We start from the raw sequence: 21,290 nt of genomic DNA on the forward strand, positions 1-21,290 counted from the left end.
TTATCTCAGGCGACCGGATAGGGTCCTTCAGCGAAGACTTCGTCATGATAGCCTTTCGAGCCGACGTCGAGCGCCAGTGGGCTTCGCCATTCGCGGTTGTCGCGCAGGCAATCCAGCACGAAGCGGAAATCATAGTGCGGATGCCAGCCAAGTTCGCGCGTTGCGCGTTCGTTGACGTAGACGCGATCGAGCGTCGGGAACATTTTCCAGCCGCGTTCGACGTAAAGGGCGTTCGCACCGGGAAACAGCCGCTCGACGACGGCAGGCGCGTCTCGCCTGAGCTCGGCAAGATCGCCCGACGAAAAGGGCGTCGTGGCCGAGACGATGTAGCGGCCGAAACCGATTGCCGGCGCCCTATCCAGAGCCAGCAGATGGGCGCCGACTACATCGCTGATGTCGACGCGGCGGTGAAGCAACTCGTTAGCCTGGGCATTTGCCGCTGAATATCTGTTGCGGATGTCGGGATCGTCATCGCTTTCAAGAAAAAAACGCGATGTCCTGAGGATCATGACCGGCAGGCGGAATTTGCGGGCGAAGAGTTCGCAGACGCCTTCGGCGGCGAGCTTCGTCACGCCGTAGATATTCTTCGCTATAGGAGGCACGTCCTCGGTGACCCACGCCGCGGGTTCGCCGGCGGCCGGCGTCAATGCCGCGCCGAAAGCACTGGTGGTGCTCGTGAAGACGAAGCTTGCAACGCCCGCGACCGTCGCCTCTTCAAGCAGGTTCAGCGTGCCGCCGACATTGATGTCGAGGAAATCGCGATTGCCGTGGGTCGCCACATGCGGCTTGTGGAGAGTCGCGGCATGGATGACATGGTTGATGCCCGACATCGCCCGCCGGATGAAGCCCCGGTCACCGATGGAACCAACCATATCGGTAAAAGCCGATGGCTTGATGTCGATGCCGCGCGCCCACCGGCTCTGAGCTCTCAAGCTGCGCATCAGCGCCTCGCCGAGATGGCCGGCGCTTCCCGTCACCAATATCGTCATCGCATCCTCTCCTGACCGTGTCGACGGCGGACGCTATAAAGACCGGTTTCGTGGGACAACGCATAAATTATGCATGGGCGTGCAGGAAAGCTGCAGGCTCAGCGGATTGTGGTGACGAGTCGGCCAGCGCTGCCGTCGGAAAGCCTGATCCGCTCCCAGGTGACGCGGCCGGGGGCAATCGGCAGGCGTGCATTGCCGTTGGCGCCGGTATCGAAGGTCAACGACAGCAGCCTGCCCTCGTGCCAGCCAATCACCTCCAGAGACTGTTCGGCGGCGGCGATCTCGGTGGAAGCGTAGGAGAAAAGAGAGCGGCCGAGAAAAGTGCTGAGCGGGGCGCGCCATTCCGCCTGCCGCGAGCGAGAGGCAGACAGCAGCCGATGGGTGCTATCGCAGATCAGATGCACAGGCCGGACGGAATCCTCGACCAGGCGCCTTAAAGCCGCGTCGGCCGCAGCGTGTTGCGCCGAGGCGAAGATCCGCTCCAGCTTGACGGCCTGTTCGGGCGAGGGACCAAGCTGGCCGCGCTCCCAGCGCGAGACGGTCGCCTGGTTGACGCCGAGGAGTTCCGCAAGGTGCTGCTGCTTCATACTGCGCAGCAACCGCATGCGGCGTATGCCGGCTCCTGATATCGTCATTTGTCCTGAGCTCCCTGCATCTCTGCCAGGATAGGAGTTCGGCGGGCCGGAAGGCAAGCCGATCCTCACGCTGGATCATTGTTCCGGCTGGTCTTCGAGATCGCTTCTTAGCTGATCGAGGATCGACAGCGCATGACCTGCATAGGCGCTGATCCAGCGGTCGTAGATATGCTTGATCGGCAGGCTGTTCAGGTGGTTCCAGCGTTCGCGGCCCTCCTTTCTGGCGATGATCAGATCCGCTTCCTCAAGCACCTTCAGATGCTGCATCACCGTGCAGCGGTCCATTTCCGGAAACATTTCGCATAGCGTTCCGGTGGTGCGGGGCGCGTCCTTGAGCAGATCGAGAATCTCGCGGCGGCGATGATGCGCTAGCGCCTTGAAGACAGAGTTGTCAGTTGATTCGCTTGACATGTTATATTTTTATAACATAATGGCATCAGGCACAATGGAGAAGAGGAGAAGTGCCATGTCTCTCGGAATCCGCGTTTCCGGCCGGATCGGCCGTCCTGTTGCCGAAGTGTTCGATGCCGTCGTCAACCCGAAGAAGCTCAGCAGCTATTTCACCACGATCGGCGGGGCGAGCGCCCCGCTCGTTCAAGGCACGACAGTAACCTGGTGGAAGGATGCGCCGGTCGAGGTTGTTGAGCTTGTGCCGGAAAGTCGCATCGTGCTTCGCTGGGACGGCGGCACTGCTGAGGACAAGACAAGGTATAAGACGCTGGTGGAAATGAATTTCAAGCCGCTGGAGGACGGCGGCACGCTGGTGACGATTGCCGAGAACGGCTGGCGCGAGGACGAGGCCGGCCGGCGCGGCACCTATCTCAACTGCGAAGGCTGGACGCAGATGCTTTGCAGCATGAAGGCCTTCGTCGAATACGGCATCAATTTGCGCGACGGCATGTATCTCAGCGAGATGAAGGGCGAGCCGGCCAGCGCCCCGGATGTCTGACGAGGCTGTCTCGAAGGAGATCGGCGGCCCATCGCCAGACTTTGCTTGCCTGTCACACTGCGGGTGCTAGTTTCCGGAGTCGATACTTCATCTCGGTTTCCAGGAGATTCATTATGCAGCTTGGTTTGGTCGGTTTGGGCCGCATGGGCAATTATATGGTCCAGCGCCTGATGCGGGGCGGTCACGAATGCGTCGTCTACGACACCAGGCCTGAAAGCGTTGCCGATTTGGCAGGTCTCGGCGCGACCGGCAGCGCTTCGCTGGAGGAATTCGTCTCGAAGCTCACGCATCCGCGTGCGATCTGGCTGATGCTGCCGGCGGCGATCGTCGACAAGGTGCTGGCGAGCCTGGTGCCGCTGCTGCAGAACGGCGATATCGTCATTGATGGCGGCAATTCCTACTATCATGACGACATCCGCCGCGGCGCTGAGCTGATCACCAAGGGCATTCATTATGTCGACGTCGGTACCAGCGGCGGCGTCTTCGGCCTGGAGCGTGGCTATTGCCTGATGATCGGCGGCGAAAAGGGCATCGTCCAGCACCTTTCGCCGATTTTCGCAACGCTGGCGCCCGGCGCCGGTACGACGGAAGCCTCGCCGAACCGCAGCGCCGAAGCGGCTGCAGCGAGCACCGCGGAACAGGGCTACCTGCATTGCGGCCCGCATGGCGCAGGCCATTTCGTCAAGATGGTGCATAACGGCATCGAGTACGGTTTGATGGCCGCCTATGCCGAGGGCCTCAACATTCTGAAACATGCCAATATCGGCGCCGCTTCGCATGATGCCGATGCGGAAACTGCGCCGCTCGCACATCCCGAACATTTCCAATACGACTTCAATCTGCAGGATGTCGCGGAAGTCTGGCGCCGCGGCAGCGTCATCACCTCCTGGCTGCTTGATCTCACCGCCGATGCACTGCATGCCGACCCCGCACTTTCGAAATTTGCCGGCCGGGTCTCGGACAGCGGCGAGGGCCGCTGGACGATCATGGCGGCAATCGATGAAAGCGTGCCGACGCCGGTGCTGAGTGCGGCGCTCTACGGCCGCTTCTCCTCGCGCGACAATGACGAGTTTGCCAATAAGGTGCTGTCGGCAATGCGGGCGGGTTTCGGAGGCCACGTGGAAAAGCCGGCTTCGAAATCCTGAGGCTCCCTTCACTGAGTCCAAGGCGACCGTCGCCCCGTAAATGGCGGATTGAAGGCGTGGCTCGGGCAGGCGACAGCCCCGGTGTTCCTAGCCATCGGCATGGTTTTTCTACCGCTTGCTGGCGGCAGCAGTCGCGAGTATCCATTGCAAGATGTCGGCCTCGTTTCGTGCAGGCGCCGACACTTCGTTGGAGGGCGGTCGTGAAGCGTGACAGGGCAGGCGGCTTGACGGCCGCCATATCGGGCATATTGGCATTCATTGCGCTTTTCTCCGTGGCTTCGCCCAGCTTTGCCCAGGCCCAGCCGGCGCAAGCGCCAGCCGCGGCCAACCCGCCGGCCCAGGTGCGTGAGATGATGCAGCTCATGCAGACGCCCGAGGTTAAGCAATGGATGTCGACCCAGATGGCGGCGACGCCTGCGGGCGGTACAGCGGCGGAAAACCAGATGTCTGTCCTGTCGGGTCTGCTGCAGCATGCCCGTCGTCATGTCTCGATGATTTCCGATGCCGCGATGACGCTGCCCTTGCAGATTAGCAATGCATCCTCGCTGCTTTTCGGCGAAATCGCCGCCACTGGCCGGGTTCGCATGATGGCCCAGTTCCTGGCGATTTTTCTGCTGGGCGCGATCATTGAAAGCATTGCCCGCTATGCCTTCCGCCGCCGCCGTCGCCGTCTGGCTCAGATGGCAGGCATGCATCTGGCGCCACGCGTCATCCCGGCACTGATCTTCGCGGCGGCGACCGTGTTGACGCTGCTCAGCCTCTACTGGCCGCCGCTCAGCCAGAGCATCGCCATTGTCTGCGTCGTAGCGCTGATCGTCCAGCGTTTCACGATCTGTCTCGGCGGCGTGCTGGTCGATCTCATCGGACTGGCGCGAGCCGAGGAAGAACGGCAGGGCGTCCCCGCGCCGGCCATGCCGGGACGTGCCGTCGCACTCTTCTGGTATCGCCGCTCTGCAACCTTCGTCATCTATTTTATCTTTGGCTGGGCGGCCATTCAGTCGATGGAGCCGCTCGGCTTTTCCCCGAGCGCCCGGCTGTTTGTGGGGTACATTCTCGGCATTGGACTGCTGCTGATCGCTATCGAGGCGGTCTGGTCGCGGCCTCACAAGGACGAGAAGCGCGGTCACGAGATTTCCTGGACGCTCACCGTTTATTTCCTGCTGCTCTGGGGCCTCTGGGTCACCGGCTTCAACTGGCTGCTCTGGCTCGGCATCTATGTGCTGATGCTGCCGCGGGTGCTCGCCGTCGCGACGATCGCAGTGAAATCGCTGCGGCAGACCGAGGCGAGTTTCCTTGCCACGCGCCGCATCGCCACCGTGTTGCTCGACCGTGGCGTGCGTGCGCTGATCATCGCAATCGCGGCAATCTGGCTCGGTCGATTGCTTGGTGTCGGCGCTGACACGATGGCTGCCGGCGACAAGATGGTCGACAAGATCGCTCGCGGCGTCATCGGTGGCATTGTCATCCTGCTTGCGGCTGATCTGCTCTGGCACGTCGTCAAAGCCTATATTGACGGCAGGCTGCTCGATTCACCCCTGGATGGTACCGCGACGGACGAGGAAAAGGCGAAACACGCGCGGATCCAGACGCTACTGCCGATCTTCCGCAATATCCTTGCCGTAGTTATCGCCGTCATCGCGGTTCTGATGGTGCTCTCCGGCCTCGGCATCGAGATCGGGCCGCTGATTGCCGGAGCCGGGGTCGTCGGCGTTGCCGTCGGTTTCGGCGCCCAGACGATCGTCAAAGACGTCATCAGCGGCATGTTCTATCTCTGGGACGATGCTTTCCGCGTCGGCGAATATATCGAAAGCGGCAGCCACAAGGGCGTCGTCGAAGCCTTCAGCCTGCGATCGGTGAAGCTCAGACATCATCGCGGGCCGCTGACAACAGTGCCGTTCGGCGAACTCGGCGCGGTGAAGAACTTGAATCGCGACTGGACGATCGACAAGATCAGCCTAAACGTCAAATACGACACCGATCTCGTTAAGGCGAAGAAGGTGATCAAGCAGATCGGCCAGACACTGCTCGAAAACCCGGAATTCGGCCCGCACATCATTGAGACACTGAAGATGAAGGGCGTCGAGCAATTCGGAGAATTCGCGATCGAGATCCGCCTGTCGATGATGACGAAGCCCGGCGAGCAATTCGTCATCCGACGCAACGCACTGGCGATGATCCGCAACGCCTTCAAGGAAAACGGCATCGAGTTCGCCGTGCCGACGGTGCAGGTGGCCGGCGATCGCGAGGCCGATTTGGAGGCTGCCGTCGCGCGTTACGCTTCTCATATGCGAGCCAACGGCGAATCGGCTGCATGAATGCCGCCACCTGAACCTCATTACCGCCGCAAGGCATTCAAGCTTACGAAAATGCAATGTGCCATCAGGTATTCCTGCGCAAATTCGCCCCAATTGAAGATGATTGAGGCGCAGGCGGCGGGGTTGGGTAGCGTCGGCATGGCTTCATAGAGCTTCTATGCCCGTCATGTTACGTCTTCGAAAAATGATTCCCGCCGAATTGGAAACTGCGCAGGTAAGAGATGTCGGGTCACGGCAATTTGGAAGAGATCGAGGCGACGGACGGTTTTTCTTTTGGCACGCTTTTCAGACGTTACAGGACGCCGCTCACTGCGGCCGCGACGCTTATCGTCTTCTGTCTCGTCGGTTACGCGATCATGCAGCTCACCAACGAGGTGCGCTATGACGATGTCGTCGCAGCGCTGGCTGCGACGAGGCCGAGCGCGATCCTGCTTGCTCTGTTCTTCACGGCGCTGAGTTTCCTTTCGCTGGTCTTCTATGATCTCAATGCGATCGAATATATCGGCAAGAAGCTGCCCTTTCCGCATGTGGCGCTGACGGCATTCAGCGCCTATGCGGTCGGCAACACCGCCGGCTTCGGCGCACTGTCTGGCGGGGCGATCCGCTATCGCGCCTATACGCGCCTCGGGCTCTCGCCGGAAGATATCGGCCGCATCATCGCCTTCGTCACGCTCTCCTTCGGCCTCGGGCTGGCGGCTGTCGCGTCAATCGCCCTCATCATCATCGCAAGCGAGATCGGCCCGCTGGTCGGTGTCAGTCCATTTCTTCTGCGGCTGATTGCCGGCTCGATCATCGCCATTCTCGGGGCTGTGATGATCATTGGTCGCGAAGGCCGCGTGCTCGATTTCGGCGCCGTGGCAATCCGCCTGCCGGACTCGCGCACCTGGTCGCGCCAATTTCTGGTCACCGCCTTCGATATTGCCGCCTCCGCGTCGGTGCTCTACGTGCTCTTGCCGCAGACGGCGATTGGATGGCCGGTCTTCCTCGCCGTCTATGCGATCGCCGTCGGTCTCGGCGTGCTCAGCCACGTTCCGGCCGGGCTCGGCGTGTTCGAGACCGTGATCATCGCTTCGCTCGGCAGCGCGGTGAATATCGACGCGGTGCTGGGATCGCTGGTGCTCTACCGGCTGATCTACCATGTCTTGCCGCTGTTGATCGCCGTGCTCGCGGTTTCGGCGGCGGAGTTGCGCCGTTTCGTCGACCACCCCGCCGCCTCCAGCGTCCGCCGTATCGGCGGACGGCTGATGCCGCAGCTGTTGTCGACCTTGGCGCTGCTGCTCGGCGTCATGCTGGTGTTTTCGAGCGTTACGCCGACGCCGGACCAGAACCTGGAATTCCTCTCCAACTATCTGCCGCTGCCGATGGTAGAAGGGGCGCACTTCCTCTCCAGCCTGCTCGGGCTCGCGCTGGTGGTCGCGGCGCGCGGCCTCGGTCAGAGGCTCGACGGCGCATGGTGGGTGGCCGTGTTTTCGGCCGTTGCCGCATTGACCTTGTCGCTTCTGAAGGCGATTGCCCTCGTCGAAGCAGCCTTTCTCGCCTTTCTCATCTTCGGGCTCTTCGTTAGCCGGCGGCTCTTCACCCGGCATGCATCGCTGCTCAACCAGGCGATGACGGCATCCTGGCTGATGGCGATCGCCGTGATCGTCGTTGGCGCCGTCGTCATCCTGCTCTTCGTCTATCGCGATGTCGAATACAGCAACGAACTCTGGTGGCAGTTCGAATTCACCGCCGAGGCGCCGCGAGGACTGCGCGCCTTGCTCGGCATCACCATCATCTCCTCGGCGATCGCCATTTTCAGCCTGCTCCGACCGGCTGCTTTCCGGCCCGAGCCGGCGACAGAGGAGGCGCTGACGCGTGCCGTCGACATTGTCAGGAAGCAGGGCAATGCCGATGCCAATCTGGTGCGCATGGGCGACAAGAGCATCATGTTTTCGGAAAAGGGCGACGCTTTCATCATGTACGGCCGGCAGGGCCGCTCATGGATCGCACTGTTCGACCCGATTGGCGATCATCGCGCCGTGCAGGAACTTGTCTGGCGGTTCGTCGAAGCGGCGCGCGCTGCCGGCTGCCGCGCCGTCTTCTACCAGATTTCGCCGGCGCTGCTTTCCCATTGCGCCGATGCCGGCCTCCGCGCCTTCAAGCTCGGCGAACTGGCGGTGGTTGACCTCCGGACCTTCGAAATGAAGGGCGGCAAATGGGCGAACCTTCGCCAGACGGCGAGCCGAGCCCAGCGCGACGGGCTGGAATTCGCGGTGGTAGAGCCCGAGGACGTGCCTGATATCATCGATGATCTCGCCGCCGTTTCCACGGCCTGGCTCGAACATCACAATGCCAAGGAAAAAGGCTTCTCGCTCGGTTCCTTCGATCCCGATTACGTTTCCTCGCAACCAGTCGGCATCCTGAAGAAGGACGGCAAGATCGTCGCCTTCGCCAATATCCTCGTCACCGAATCACGCGAGGAGAGCACGATCGATCTCATGCGCTTCTCGCCGGACGCGCCGAAGGGCTCAATGGACTTTCTCTTCGTGCAGATCATGGAATATCTGCGTAACCAGGGTTTCACCCACTTCAATCTCGGCATGGCGCCTCTCTCCGGCATGTCGAAACGCGAAGCAGCGCCCGTCTGGGACCGTATCGGTAGCACCATCTTCGAGCACGGCGAGCGCTTCTATAACTTCAAAGGCCTTCGGGCATTCAAATCCAAGTTTCATCCGCACTGGCAACCGCGCTATCTTGCGGTTTCCGGAGGAGGCAATCCGATGATCGCGTTGATGGACGCGACATTTCTGATCGGGGGCGGATTGAAAGGGGTAGTGAGAAAATGATCAGGACAATCCTTCTTGCCACGGCATGCGTCTGCATGCTCGCGGCCGCGCCGGCTGATGCCGCCGAGGAAACCACGCAGAGCTTCGAAAGTGGGCTCATCCCATCGCCGCACATCTTCCTGCCGGAAGGGGAGGTGAAGGGCACCGTGATGCTGATCTCGGATGCCGCCGGCTGGGGCGATTATGAGAAGGCCGAGGCCGACAGGCTGGTCGCCGAAGGCGCTGTCGTCATCGGCGTCGACTTTCCCTCTTATATGCAGGCGCTCAGCCGCTACGACGTCAGCCTCAACGACGGCTGCATCTACATGGTCTCGGATATCGAATCGCTGAGCCAGCAGGTTCAGCGCGCGACCGGCAACAATGCCTATCACCTGCCGATCGTCGCCGGCATCGGCGAGGGCGGCGCCTTGGCCTTGGCGATCGCGGCTCAGACGCCGGATGCGACGATCGGTCAGACGCTTGCGGTCGATCCGCTGGCCGGCATTCCGCTAACCAAGGAGCTTTGCACGCCGGCTTCCAAGAAGGTGATCGGCCAACGCACGGTCTATGGCCTCAGCGACGGCGCCCTGCCGGATCCGATCATATCAGTTTTCACGCCTAAAGCTGACAAGGACGGCCGGGCGCATGCCGAGGCGCTACAGAAAGCCCATTCCGAGATCGAGATCCGCGATTCCACAGACGATGCACAGACGGTATTCGGCGACACGCTCGATGACCTCGTCACTGCCTCCGGCGCCTTCGGCAATCCGCTCGGCCTGCCGCTGGCGGTGCTGGAAGCAAGGCCTGCCTTTGATACGATGGCCGTGATCTATTCCGGCGACGGCGGTTGGCGCGACATCGACAAGGAGGTCGGCGGCACGCTGCAAAAAGAAGGCATTCCCGTGGTCGGCGTTGATTCACTTCATTATTTCTGGTCGGAGCGCAAGCCCGAGGAGACAGCCAACGATCTTTCGAAGATCATCGATTTCTATCGTAAGCAGTGGAAGGTGAAGCATGTTCTGCTCGTCGGCTACTCATTCGGCGCCGATGTCGTGCCCGCTACCTATCAGCTGCTCAAACCGGCCGAGAAGTCCTCGGTGGTGCAGTTGTCGCTGCTGTCGCTCTCGCACCAAGTTGATTACGTCATCTCCGTTCTCGGCTGGCTCGGCCAGAAGACCGAAGGGGCAGGGGGAGATCCGGTCAGCGACCTGAAGAACGTCGATCCAAAGTTGGTGCAGTGCATCTACGGCAAGGAAGATGACGATGATGTCGCATGTCCGGCACTCAAAAATAGCGGCGCCGAAGTGGTCGAACTGCCCGGCGACCATCATTTTGATGAGAACTACGATCTTCTCACCAAGTCAATCATCGATGGGCTGAAGAGACGGCTGCAGGATTAACGCATCAGCCGTTCTTCACTCCAGCCGAGTTCGGCGAGTTCCCTGCCGCGAAACCGCGCATCATCGGCGACGATGAATTCGTCGAGCTGCGGCGGGGCAACGCTGGTGCCGGCAAGCATTGCATGGACCTGGCCGCGATGATGGGTCTGATGCTGAAAAAGGTGGGCAAGCACGTCGTCCATCCGCTCCTGCTGAATACGATCGCCGCGATGGAGACTGACGATCGAGATCAGCCTTTCCGGCGTCAGGACTTCGCAAAGGTCGATCAGGCGCTGATCGACCTTTGCCTGCGCTTGGGTCAGTGACTCGACATCGTCGAAGGGTTCGTCCACCTCGAAAGCCTGGAAGCCGAGCGTGCCACCTTCCATGCCGTCGACATAGAACCAGTCGACGGTGATGATATGATTCAGGGTCTCCTTGATCGACGGAAAGAAGCTCGTGCGCGGCGCTTCGAATTCGCCCGCTTTCAACGCCGCGCAGGCGTGAAGCAGCCGGTGGTTGGCAAGGGCGTTGTTATAGGCAAGCTTGCGAAACGCCCTGGCGGGATCGAAGGTCGACATCGGCGGCTTTCCTCTTTCAGCACTCCGGAATGTTTGCGTCAGTCATCGAGATTGCCGTCGCGCCAGACGAGATGACGTGGTGCTCCGGGCAGGTTCTCGATTTCATCAGCGATGAAATAGGGCGGGATGTCGAGCGCGGTCAGGGCCGCGCGCGTTGCCGGCACCCATTTGAATTGGAGATGGTTGTCGCCATCTTCGACGCGATGAATGATCTCATGCGGCTGAAAGGGAAATTCCGCCGGGATTTCCATCAGATAATAGAAGCCGAGTTCATGCCAGTCGCGTTGTTCGTAGTGGAAAAAGTTCTCGACGATCCAGAGCAGGCGCAAGACGGGGACCGTGAGGCCAAGCTCCTCCATCATCTCGCGGTTCAGCGTTTCCTCCGACGTCTCGCCGATTTCCGCCCGACCGCCCGGAAAGGTCCAGAAGGGCTCGTGCACGGCGCGATGAACAAGCACGTGCCCATCGCGAAAGCCGAGGCCGGCAATGCGGTAGTTGAAACGCGCAGCACCCTGAGTCAGGCGGATGGGAGTGCGCTTGCTCATGTCGTTCTTATCCGAGATCGATTACGACGATTTCCGGTGGTACGCCGAAGCGGACAGGAGCAATGGAGCAGCCGAGCCCACCGGAAACGATGATATTACGCCCCTCCTCGACGATATGGCCATAGGCGTAGCGATCGCCGTAGCGCGACGGGACAATCGGTGAACGACCGAAGAAGCGGATCTGTCCGCCATGGGTGTGGCCCGAGAGCGTCACCGAGACGCGCTCGGGCGCACGGGGAAATATATCGGGCTCATGGGCAAGTAGGATGACGGGCGCGTCATCAGTGACCTGAGCCATCGTTCCGTCGAGATCGTCGAGGCCGGTCATGCGCGTGCGACCCCATTTCCTGCCCGGGAGCAGCGCTAGCTGATCTTCGAGCCCTGCGAGCCAGAAGCCGCGGCCATCCTTTTCGAGCCGGACGGCGCGGTTGCTGTAGACAGGGATGCCGACATCGGCAAGAGCCCGGTGCCCGAAGGTTTCCATCCCGCCGTTCTTCTGGGCGGTCCTGTCTTCCCACCAGTCGTGATTGCCCATGATTGCGTGGACGCCGAGTGGTGCCTGGAGTGCGGCCAGCGCCTTGGACCATTGGCTCGAATGCACGTACTGCGTCACCATGTTCATGCCCGAGGCGTAATCGCCGAGCAGGACGGTCACGTCGCCTTCGAGTTCATTGGCCCGGTGGCAGATCGAGGTAATGCGGTTTGCCGACATCCAGGGTTCGCAGGCATGGATATCGGCGAGTGCGACAACGCGAAGCTTCAGCCCCGATGTCCATCCCGGCGGCGTCAGTCGGTAGCGGGCGATGCCGAGCCGCGCCAGCGGTTCATAGGCGAAGGCATAACCGCCGAGCGCCATGACGCCTGCGACACCCCCGCCAAGAACCTTGAAAAATCCGCGGCGGGTGATCACTCAGTCGTCCTCCTGGAACAGCCGGAACTGCGCAGCCTCCATCTCCTTGGGCGGTTGCATTCCCAGATGTTTCCACGCGATTGCGGTCAGAACGCGGCCGCGCGGCGTACGCTGAATGAAACCCTGCTGGATCATGTAGGGCTCGATAATGTCCTCGATCGCGTCGCGCGGTTCCGAAAGGCCGGCGGCGATGGTTTCGATACCGACCGGTCCGCCGCCGAAATTGACGGCGATCATGTTGAGGTAACGTTTGTCGAGCTGGTCGAAACCGACATTGTCGACCAGCAGGCGGGTCAGCGCTTCGTCGGCGATCTCGCGGGTGACGGCCTCGGCCCTTGCCACTTCGGCGAAATCACGCACGCGCCGCAGCAGCCGGCCGGCAATCCGCGGCGTACCGCGGGCGCGCCGGGCGATCTCGCGGGCGCCTTCTTCGGTCATCGGCAGGTTCATCAGCCGCGCGCCGCGGCGCACGATCAGCTCCAGTTCCTCGACGGTATAGAAGCTGAGCCGCACCGGGATGCCGAAACGATCGCGCAGCGGTGTCGTCAGCAGGCCGAGGCGGGTAGTGGCGGCGACAAGCGTGAATTTCGAGAGGTCGATCTTCACCGAGCGAGCGGCAGGGCCTTCACCGATGATCAGGTCGAGTTGGAAATCCTCCATAGCGGGATAGAGGATTTCTTCGACCGCGGGGTTGAGGCGATGGATCTCGTCGATGAAGAGTACGTCGCGCTCCTCGAGGTTGGTAAGCAGGGCGGCGAGGTCGCCGGCCTTGGCAATGACGGGACCGGATGTCGATCGGAAGTTGACACCGAGCTCCTTGGCCATGATCTGCGCCAGCGTCGTCTTGCCGAGGCCCGGCGGGCCGACGAACAGCACATGGTCCAGCGCCTCGCCGCGGTTCTTCGCCGCCTCGATGAAGATCTTGAGATTGGCGCGCGCCTCAGCCTGGCCGGTGAACTCGTCCAGCGATTGCGGGCGTAGGGTGACATCAAGGTCTTCACCCCGCTTTTCCGGCGATATCAGGCGGGCGGGTTCGCTCATGCTCTCATTCCGTTTTGAAACCTGTTACAGCAATACACCAAAAGTCGGCTGCCTCGACATCCATTCCTAGGTTTTCCGGTCGTCACCGTGCCAGTTCTTTCAATCCGAGCCTGATCAGCTTGGCGCTGTCTGCGCCTTCGCCAGCCGTTTTCAATGCCGAGGCGACGGCATTCGCAGCCTGATCTCTGCTGTAGCCGAGGTTGGTTAGCGCGGAAACCGCATCGGCAACCGGTGCGGCGGCGACACCTTCGCCGAGTTCCTGCTTGAGGGCGATATTGATCGCTTCCCCGGCATAGGCGGGCGCGCGATTCTTCAGTTCGGTGACGAGGCGCATCGCCACTTTCGGACCGACGCCCGGTGCGCGCGACACTGCCGCGCGGTCCTGCAGGGCGATCGCATTGGCGAGTTCGCCCGGCGTCAGCGTCGAGAGCACGGCGAGCGCCACCTTGGCGCCGACGCCCTGGACGCTCTGCAGCAGGTTGAACCATTCCCGCTCCAGTGCGGTCATGAAGCCGAAGAGCTTCAGCTGATCCTCGCGAACATAAGTCTCTATGAACAGTATGCAGGCCTCACCGGCCGAGCCGAGCTTCGACAGCGTTCGGGCCGAGCAATAGGCGACGTAGCAGACGCCGTGCACATCGACGAGCACGTAGTCTTCGCCGATCTCGTCTATAGTGCCTTTCAGCTTGCCGATCATGGGTCGCGGTCTCTCAAGGGTGCGTTTCGGGAGAAATGATGTCCAACTCCGGGAAATAGGAGCGGTAGCGCGCGCCATCGCGTGTCAGAAGACGATGCGATCGAACGACGGCGTGCGCACCGATGAAAAAATCCGGCAGGGTGCGCTCGCGCAGGCCGCCGCTCCTCCGGTACTGTGCGTGCGCCATGCCGGCCCGATAAGCGGCGGAAAACGGCAGGGCCTCGCGGATCAGGTTTAACCGTGACAGCAGAAACGCAAGCGTTTCCTCGCGCGGGGTCATGCTTGCCAGCTCCGCCCAGACGACGGGTGTCATGATGAATTGTGAATCCGGGCGCAATGCGCTCAAGGCACGTGCGGACCATTGACTGAAAGGATTGTCCGGGCCGAAGATATCGATGAAGATGTTCGTATCAACCAGGACTGAGATCATCGCGTGGTCCCCTCAGCCATTCCATGAACTCATCGGTCGTCATGCCGTTGGTGTCGAAAGTGCCGCTCATGCTGCCGAGCCAGGATTCAAAATCGTCCTGCGATGATTCCGTGCGGCTGGACAGAACGACTAGGCGGGCGCCCTTTTCATCAGCAATGAAATCAACCTCGGATCCCGGGCCGATCTTCAAGCGATCCCTGATGTCCTTGGGAATGGTCACCTGGCCTTTTTCGGTCACGCGCATGGTAATACCTCCGCGGTATTACTTATCATGGGAAAAGAACAGGTCAAGAACGAATTATCCGGCCAGCGCTTGACGCATCCGGTGGCCGCCGCGATTGTGAGCATGACAAATTGCGATCGCCAAGGCGTCGGCGGCGTCATTACCTTTGAATTCGACCTTCGGCATCAGGATCTTCAACATCATGTGAATCTGCTGCTTTTCGCCGTGACCGACACCGATGACCGCCTTCTTCACCGCGTTCGGGGCATATTCGGAAACCGGCAATCCAGCGCGCGCCGGCACTAGCATGGCGATGCCGCGGGCCTGGCCGAGCTTCAGGGTCGCCACCGCGTCCTTGTTGACGAAGGTTTGTTCGACGGCGGCTTCATCTGGCTGGTAGCTATGGACGATGTCGGCCAACCCATCATGCAACTGGCAGAGGCGGGAGGCGAGATCCATCTCGCCATCTGAGGTCACCGTCCCTGAGGCCACGAATTTCAGGGAATTGCCTAATGTGTCGATGATTCCCCAGCCAGTGCGGCGGAGACCGGGATCGATACCGATGATGCGAATCGTATTTTGCATGGTTCAACCTATAGCGATTGCAAAATAAGTGCCATCGATATGTGAACAAAACAAAAACATCGTTGTTTTCGGATGCGCCATTTACCGCGAATTAAAAGAGATGCCTGAATTCTTGTTCGTCGAATGTGGGTGGGGCTTCGTTCCGCAAGAATAAGCCCCCGATATTCTGTTGAGGTCAGCCGGCCGCGCGCCCAGGCTGGCAGGCGCCGTTCAGAGGGTTCGTCGTATATGGCTCAGAGATTTCAATCCCTGTCCTTCAAGGTCATTGCCACATTCATCCTGATGACCGTGCTGTCGATCGCGGTCATCGATGTGCTCGCCTATTTCGCCAGCAGCCGCATCTCCGACGAGCAGGCGCTGAAGGCCAAGGAGAGCGTGCTGATCTTCCGTGGCGACATGCTGCAGGACCAACTGGTGCAGCTCGAGAACCAAGCCAATTCCATCGCGCGCATCGAGGCGCTGCAGATGTCGATCACCAGCTTGAAGAGCGGCTGGAAGACAATCCAGAAGACTTCGGGGGATGCCCGCGCCGAGCTGAAGAAGGTTTTTATCACGGGCAATCCCAACCCGGCAGACCAGCGCGAGAAGCTGATGAAGCCGGAAGGGCCGAGCGGGTTCTATTATTCAAACCATGAGCAGACGCAGGGCGAAGTTGCCCGTGACCTCGAAAACACCGCTTTCAGCGATCTGCTGATCGCCGATCTCGACGGTAGCGTACTCTATTCCTACAAGAAGGACGACGACTTCGCGGAGAATCTGAAGTCGGACGCCTGGAAGACAACCGGCGCCGGCGTCGCTTTCGCCAAGGCGATCGAGAATGCCGCCAAGGCGACGGATGACGCCGCACCGACGGGCTTCTCCGGCCTCCGTGTCGATGCGGCAAGCGGCAAGCCCGCGATCTTCTATGCCGTGCCGATCGTCAAGCTCGGAGCGGCCAAGGGCATTATCCTGTTCAAAGTGCGCGACGACATCATCTCGAGCATCCTTGCCAAGGGCATCGTCCAGGGCAGCACCTCGCGGGCTGCGATCGTCGCCAGCGATGGCTCCGCTATCGCCCTCGATGCCGGCGGCAAGCTTGCGACGCTCGATGCCACCCCCTTCACCTTCATCAAGGACGCGCTTGCCAGCTCCGCGATGACCGTGGCCGATTTCGACAGGGCGGATGGCGCGGCCCGTGCCTATGTCCGCGGCATCGACTATCGTGGCGACCGCTTTCTCGTGGTCGAGAGCGTGCTGCTCAGCGAGCTCAATGCCGGCTCGATCGAAATCGCCACTTTGCTGACGATGATTGGCTTGGGTGTGCTCGTCGTCATGGCGGTCGCAACCGGACTCGTCACGAATTTCCTGTTTTCGCCGCTGGCGCGGCTCGCCGGTGTGACTCGCGACGTCGCCGACGGCAAGCTCGACAGCGAGATCGGCAGCCTGAACCGCAAGGACGAGATCGGCACGATGGCGAAAGCGCTTGCCCGCTTCCGGCAGTCGCTGATCGAAGGCCGCGAACTCGAAGCGGCGAGCGAAGAGACACGCCTGCAGGCCGAGCAGGAGCGCCAGCAGAATCTCGCAGAACGGGAGGCCGAGGCGAAGTCGCTGCAGCAGGTGGTGGAAGCGCTCGATGAGGGTCTGCATCATCTGGCAAGCGGCGATCTCGCCTACCAGATCGACACCCGCTTCCCGAACGAGCTCGAAAGCCTGCGCGTCAATTTCAACGAGGCGCTTGCAACGCTCAGCGAAACTATGACGGCGATCGGCGGCAACTCGATGGCGGTGCGTGCCGGCTCCGAGGAGATGCGCACCGGCGCCGACGAGCTTGCCGGGCGCACCGAACGTCAGGCCGGGTCGATCACCGAGACGGCGAATGCGATCAGCGCCATTACCCAGTCCGTTCGCCGTCAGATCGAGCGGGCAGAGCAGGCTGAGCGTATCGCCCGAGACGCCAAGACGGAGACGACCGGCTCCAGCCAGATCATGCGTGAGACGATTGCGGCGATGGAGGCCATCCAGACTTCATCGCGCCAGATCAACACCATCATATCGGTTATCGACGACATCGCCTTCCAGACCAATCTTCTGGCGCTGAACGCTGGCGTTGAGGCGGCCCGCGCGGGGGAATCGGGCAAGGGCTTTGCCGTCGTCGCCATGGAAGTCCGGGAGCTCGCCCAGCGCTCATCGAGTGCGGCAAAGGAGATCTCCAGCCTGCTGCAGAAGTCCACGCATGAGGTCGAAAGCGGTGTCGCGCTGGTCGAGAAGGCCGGCGTTGCCCTTACGGGCATCGGCGCCCATGTAGAGGCGATCAACGGCCAGATCAACGAGATCATGGGTGCGACCCGCGACGAAGCCAATACGCTGCGCGAGATCAACAATGCAGTGGCCGAACTCGACGCGATGACGCAGCAGAACGCCTCAATGGTCGAGGAGACAACGGCGGCGATCCACCGCCTGGCGACGGAAGCTCTGGAAATGGACCGCCAACTCGGCAATTTCACGCTGCCGCAGGGGCACCACAGACCGAGCGCCGAGGTGCATGTGTTGCGCCGTCACCGGTGAGGCATCGCTTGCAATATTCGACCAGAGCCGCCTTCGCGCGGCCCTTTGTTTGCGTGCATGGTTTGGAATGGGGCGGGCGCCAACCTACATAGACGGGATCCTTCAACTGCCCGGCAGGTTTCCATGGTTCCCTTCTCCATACTCGACCTTTCTCCCATTGCCGAAGGCAGCACCGTGCGCCAGTCGCTCGAAAGCTCCGCGCGGATGGCTCAGAAGGCTGAAGAGTTCGGTTACAAGCGCTTCTGGTTAGCCGAGCATCATGGCATGCCGGGCATCGCCAGTGCTGCGACCGCCATTGTCATCGGCCATGTCGGGGCTGCGACAAAACGCATCCGCATCGGCTCCGGCGGCATCATGCTGCCCAATCATTCGCCGCTCGTCATCGCCGAGCAGTTCGGCACGCTGGAGGCGCTCTTTCCCGGCCGCATCGATCTCGGCCTGGGACGGGCGCCGGGAACGGACATGCGCACGGCACAGGCGTTGCGGCGCAACCTCGAGGCCGGCGCGAACAGCTTCCCGAATGACGTGGTGGAATTGCAGCAGCTTCTCGGCACTCCGCTCGAGAACCAGGCGATCCTTGCGGTGCCCGGCAATGGTTCGCATATCCCGATCTGGCTGCTCGGCTCCAGCCTCTACAGCGCCCAGCTTGCTGCGATGCTCGGGCTTCCCTATGCCTTCGCCTCGCATTTTGCCCCTGATATGCTGCTCGACGCCATCGCAATCTATCGCGACCGCTTCCAGGCCTCGGCGGCGCTCGACAAGCCCTATGTAATGGTCGGCGTCATGGGCGCGATGGCGGCGACGGACGAGGAGGCGCGCTACCATTTCACTTCCGCCCAGCAGCAGTTCGTCAACCTACGCCGCAATGTCCGCGGCCCGTTCCCGCGCCCTGTCACCGATATGGAGAGCTTCTGGTCGCCGATGGAGAAGATGAACGTCGAACACACGCTGCGTTATGCCGTGGTGGGCTCGCCGGCGACGGCTGAGGCGAAACTGGCGGAGTTTCTCAAGGAAACGAAGGCCGACGAGGTGATCATCTCGATGCCGATCCATGATATCCAGGCGCGGCTGAAGTCGGTGGAATTATTCGCAGGCCTTGGGAACTTCATGCGGGCGGCCGCTTAAGATTTTCCGAGCAGTCGCCAGAAATGGAAAAACCCGGCGCCAAGGCCGGGTTCCGATTGTTCAGCGGCTCAAGCTGAAAGCTTCGCCAGAACCTCTTCCGAGACCTCGAAGTTGGAATAGACGTTCTGCACGTCGTCGTCGTCTTCGAGCGAGTCGATGAGCTTCATCAGCGACTGTGCTCTTTCCTCGTCCACTGGCACGTTGTTCTGGGCGCGCCAGACAGCGTTGACGGTTTCGGCTTCGCCGAGGCTTGCCTCCAGGGCTTTCGACACTTCGCCAAGGGCTTCGAAAGCGCAGGTGATGTAATGGCCCTCTTCGTCGGTCTCGACGTCATCAGCGCCGGCTTCGATCGCGGCTTCCATTACCTTGTCGGCGTCGCCTGCGGAAAGTTTGTAGGTGATTTCGCCGACATGATCGAAGGAGAAGGAAACGGAACCGGTTTCTCCGAGGGCGCCGCCTGCCTTCGTGAAGATCGAGCGGACGTTGGAGGCGGTGCGGTTGCGGTTGTCGGTCAGGGCTTCGACAATGATAGCCGTGCCGCCCGGACCATAACCCTCGTAGCGGACTTCATCATAGTTTTCGCTGTCGGCGCCAGCTGCCTTCTTGATGGCGCGGTCGATGTTGTCCTTCGGCATGGACTGGGCCTTGGCGTTCTGGATTGCCAGGCGAAGACGGGCGTTCATCGTCGGGTCGGGCAGGCCGGCCTTGGCGGCAACGGTGATTTCGCGCGCAAGCTTGGAGAACATTTTCGACCGCACGGCATCCTGACGGCCTTTGCGGTGCATGATGTTTTTAAACTGTGAATGGCCAGCCATGGCACCCCTGTTCACGTCTCATTGTTCGGAATGGGCCGCCTTATAAGAGCGAAACGGCAGCCGTTCAAGGGGAAAGCAGTTCGGAACAAAGGCGAAAGGATGACGTTTCAACCGAACTCCACCCAACGGAAAGGAACGGTCATGGCAAGTCTCAGCGAGGCGCGGGAACAACCAGCACGTCAGCTTTGGGATCAGGTCAACGGTGTTCATGCCGGCATGCTCGGAATTTCCGGGCTTGATATGCACATGCAGCCGATGGCGCCGCATGCCGATCCCACCACCAACACGATCTGGTTTTACACCAAGACCGACGCCGACATCGTGCGGGCCATCAAGCCCGGCAGCCGCGCGCATTTCTGCGTCATCGGCAAGGATCACGATTATCACGCCTGCCTTTCCGGCGTCATCGAGGTACGCCCCGACCCGTCCAAGATCGAGGAATATTGGAGTTCGATGGTGGCGGCCTGGTATGACGGCGGCAAGAAAGACCCGAAACTCACCATGCTTTCCCTGCATGTCGATGATGCCGAGATCTGGGTTTCGACAGGCAGCACGCTAAAATTCGGTTGGGAGATCGCCAAGGCCAATCTCGACGACGACAAAATGCCCGAGGTCGGCGTCAAACGCCACCTACAATTTGCTTGATCAGCGAGGTTTGGAGGGCCCGCCGGGCTATTACTGCACGCCCTTCATCACATAGATCAGCGGCTTCCTGGGAAGCGTGCGCATGGAAACGGTGAGGCTGTCATCAGGCGCATAAGTGATATCGAAGTCCTTTCCGAACATGGAGACGAAGGCATTGACCGGCGGGCCACGGCGGTGCATCGGCAGGATCAGCGACGAGCGTAGCCGCTTGATGACGCGGCTCATGCTGTCGGCACCCATGGTCAGGCCGCCGTCGACGGGCACCATGACGACGTCAAGGCGGCCGATTTCGGTATAATGGCTATCCGTCAGCTCGTAGTGCAGATGGCCGAGATGGCCGATGCAGAGACCGGCAATCTCGAAGATGAAAATCGAGTTTCCATCCTCCTGCGACCCGCCGATGCCGTAGCTGAAGCGGATATCGGTCGTGACGTTGCGGATATAGGCATCGCCGACGACGAGATTGATGCTGGCCTTCTCGCCCGGCACGTCGCTCCAGCCGTGGAGCACATGCTTGATGTCGGGCTCAGGCGTCAGGGTGAAGTGGGTCGTATGAGCCTTGTTCATCGTGACGACATCGGGGGTCGTCGCCGGCTTGTACCAGCCATTATAATCCGTCGCGATAATGATGCCGCCGGGTGTCTCGATTTCGAAGGTGGAATGGCCGAGATAGGTGAATCTAACATTCTCGCCTTCGGATACAGCCGGCATCGGCGCCGGGGCGATGGAGAAACTGGCGAAGGTCGCCCTGGGCATATTCTCGGCGATCACGTGGCATTGGCTGGCTCGCCGGCGCTGCTCCTGTGCCTCGGCGGGATCTGATGCGGCGAAGGCCGTCAGGCATGTGATAGCGAGGATAAGATAATGCGGCCTCATGCCACCTCCTCCGGCGCTTTCATTGAGCGGCGGAGGATGCGTCATGAGGTCGCAGCG

Annotated in this window: 21 protein-coding genes; 8 read left to right on the top strand and 13 right to left on the bottom strand. The window is 61.1% G+C overall.

What is annotated here, in order from left to right:
- Positions 1-5: 5 nt before the first annotated feature.
- From FHT70_RS03165 to FHT70_RS03175, 3 genes are all read right to left on the bottom strand, one after another.
- Entirely contained in the window at positions 6-989 is a 984-nt protein-coding gene (locus tag FHT70_RS03165) for an NAD(P)-dependent oxidoreductase (protein ID WP_183698836.1), read from the bottom strand.
- A gap of 98 nt (positions 990-1,087) precedes the next feature.
- Positions 1,088-1,624 carry a helix-turn-helix transcriptional regulator gene (locus tag FHT70_RS03170; protein WP_183698838.1) on the bottom strand — a complete coding sequence of 179 codons (537 nt, stop codon included), beginning with the start codon at positions 1,622-1,624 and terminating at the stop codon, positions 1,088-1,090.
- Between the two features lie 75 nt (positions 1,625-1,699).
- Entirely contained in the window at positions 1,700-2,035 is a 336-nt protein-coding gene (locus FHT70_RS03175) for a metalloregulator ArsR/SmtB family transcription factor (RefSeq protein WP_183698840.1), read from the bottom strand.
- Between the two features lie 55 nt (positions 2,036-2,090).
- Between FHT70_RS03175 and FHT70_RS03180 the strand changes: the two genes are divergently transcribed.
- The 5 genes from FHT70_RS03180 (at position 2,091) to FHT70_RS03200 (ending at position 10,237) form a co-directional block, all read left to right on the top strand.
- Positions 2,091-2,573, top strand: a complete 483-nt coding sequence (locus FHT70_RS03180; RefSeq protein WP_085779345.1) for an SRPBCC domain-containing protein — start codon at positions 2,091-2,093, stop codon at positions 2,571-2,573.
- A gap of 113 nt (positions 2,574-2,686) precedes the next feature.
- Positions 2,687-3,718 carry a phosphogluconate dehydrogenase (NAD(+)-dependent, decarboxylating) gene (gnd, locus tag FHT70_RS03185; RefSeq protein ID WP_183698842.1) on the top strand — a complete coding sequence of 344 codons (1,032 nt, stop codon included), beginning with the start codon at positions 2,687-2,689 and terminating at the stop codon, positions 3,716-3,718.
- Positions 3,719-3,918: 200 nt separating this feature from the next.
- On the top strand, positions 3,919-6,033 hold the full coding sequence (locus FHT70_RS03190; RefSeq protein ID WP_183698844.1) for a mechanosensitive ion channel family protein: 2,115 nt from the start codon (positions 3,919-3,921) through the stop codon (positions 6,031-6,033).
- A 221-nt stretch (positions 6,034-6,254) separates the two neighbouring features.
- On the top strand, positions 6,255-8,858 hold the full coding sequence (mprF, locus tag FHT70_RS03195; protein WP_183698846.1) for a bifunctional lysylphosphatidylglycerol flippase/synthetase MprF: 2,604 nt from the start codon (positions 6,255-6,257) through the stop codon (positions 8,856-8,858).
- Positions 8,855-10,237: a virulence factor family protein gene (locus FHT70_RS03200; protein ID WP_183698848.1), complete on the top strand. Its 1,383-nt coding sequence runs from the start codon at positions 8,855-8,857 to the stop codon at positions 10,235-10,237. The genes mprF and FHT70_RS03200 overlap by 4 nt, the downstream gene beginning before the upstream one ends.
- On the opposite strand, the gene FHT70_RS03205 is transcribed toward FHT70_RS03200, so the two are convergent.
- The 8 genes from FHT70_RS03205 to ruvC form a co-directional block, all read right to left on the bottom strand.
- Positions 10,234-10,797 (bottom strand): DinB family protein, encoded by a 564-nt coding sequence (locus FHT70_RS03205; RefSeq protein ID WP_097597317.1) that lies wholly within the window; start codon positions 10,795-10,797, stop codon positions 10,234-10,236. The genes FHT70_RS03200 and FHT70_RS03205 overlap by 4 nt on opposite strands.
- 38 nt (positions 10,798-10,835) lie before the next feature.
- Entirely contained in the window at positions 10,836-11,342 is a 507-nt protein-coding gene (locus tag FHT70_RS03210; protein WP_183698850.1) for an NUDIX hydrolase, read from the bottom strand.
- Between the two features lie 7 nt (positions 11,343-11,349).
- The gene (locus FHT70_RS03215) at positions 11,350-12,252 is read right to left on the bottom strand and encodes a metallophosphoesterase (protein ID WP_183698852.1); all 903 of its coding nucleotides are present in this window, start codon (positions 12,250-12,252) and stop codon (positions 11,350-11,352) included.
- Entirely contained in the window at positions 12,253-13,293 is a 1,041-nt protein-coding gene (gene ruvB / locus FHT70_RS03220) for a Holliday junction branch migration DNA helicase RuvB (protein ID WP_064694410.1), read from the bottom strand.
- Positions 13,294-13,375: 82 nt separating this feature from the next.
- Positions 13,376-13,990 carry a Holliday junction branch migration protein RuvA gene (gene ruvA / locus FHT70_RS03225; protein ID WP_183698854.1) on the bottom strand — a complete coding sequence of 205 codons (615 nt, stop codon included), beginning with the start codon at positions 13,988-13,990 and terminating at the stop codon, positions 13,376-13,378.
- Positions 13,991-14,003: 13 nt separating this feature from the next.
- Positions 14,004-14,420 (bottom strand): type II toxin-antitoxin system VapC family toxin, encoded by a 417-nt coding sequence (locus FHT70_RS03230; protein ID WP_183698856.1) that lies wholly within the window; start codon positions 14,418-14,420, stop codon positions 14,004-14,006.
- A complete protein-coding gene (locus FHT70_RS03235; RefSeq protein WP_097597322.1) occupies positions 14,401-14,664 on the bottom strand; it encodes an AbrB/MazE/SpoVT family DNA-binding domain-containing protein in 264 nt (87 codons plus the stop codon). The genes FHT70_RS03230 and FHT70_RS03235 overlap by 20 nt, the downstream gene beginning before the upstream one ends.
- Before the next feature lie 54 nt (positions 14,665-14,718).
- Positions 14,719-15,228 carry a crossover junction endodeoxyribonuclease RuvC gene (gene ruvC / locus FHT70_RS03240; protein ID WP_097597323.1) on the bottom strand — a complete coding sequence of 170 codons (510 nt, stop codon included), beginning with the start codon at positions 15,226-15,228 and terminating at the stop codon, positions 14,719-14,721.
- A gap of 228 nt (positions 15,229-15,456) precedes the next feature.
- On the opposite strand from ruvC, the gene FHT70_RS03245 reads away from it, so the two are divergent.
- Together FHT70_RS03245 and FHT70_RS03250 are read left to right on the top strand one after the other, a co-directional pair.
- A complete protein-coding gene (locus tag FHT70_RS03245) occupies positions 15,457-17,772 on the top strand; it encodes a methyl-accepting chemotaxis protein (RefSeq protein WP_183698858.1) in 2,316 nt (771 codons plus the stop codon).
- A gap of 123 nt (positions 17,773-17,895) precedes the next feature.
- Complete coding sequence (locus FHT70_RS03250; protein WP_183698860.1) at positions 17,896-18,897, top strand: LLM class flavin-dependent oxidoreductase; 1,002 nt, start codon at positions 17,896-17,898, stop codon at positions 18,895-18,897.
- A 68-nt stretch (positions 18,898-18,965) separates the two neighbouring features.
- Here FHT70_RS03250 and FHT70_RS03255 read toward each other — a convergent pair whose 3' ends face one another.
- Positions 18,966-19,712 (bottom strand): YebC/PmpR family DNA-binding transcriptional regulator, encoded by a 747-nt coding sequence (locus FHT70_RS03255; RefSeq protein ID WP_183698862.1) that lies wholly within the window; start codon positions 19,710-19,712, stop codon positions 18,966-18,968.
- Positions 19,713-19,853: 141 nt separating this feature from the next.
- Between FHT70_RS03255 and FHT70_RS03260 the strand changes: the two genes are divergently transcribed.
- Positions 19,854-20,357, top strand: coding sequence for a pyridoxamine 5'-phosphate oxidase family protein (locus FHT70_RS03260; RefSeq protein ID WP_097597327.1), 504 nt, complete (start codon positions 19,854-19,856; stop codon positions 20,355-20,357).
- A gap of 30 nt (positions 20,358-20,387) precedes the next feature.
- Here FHT70_RS03260 and FHT70_RS03265 read toward each other — a convergent pair whose 3' ends face one another.
- Complete coding sequence (locus FHT70_RS03265; RefSeq protein WP_183698864.1) at positions 20,388-21,233, bottom strand: MBL fold metallo-hydrolase; 846 nt, start codon at positions 21,231-21,233, stop codon at positions 20,388-20,390.
- Positions 21,234-21,290: the final 57 nt, after the last annotated feature.

It is taken from the genome of Rhizobium sp. BK049 (genome assembly GCF_014193135.1).
Taxonomy (GTDB): domain Bacteria; phylum Pseudomonadota; class Alphaproteobacteria; order Rhizobiales; family Rhizobiaceae; genus Rhizobium.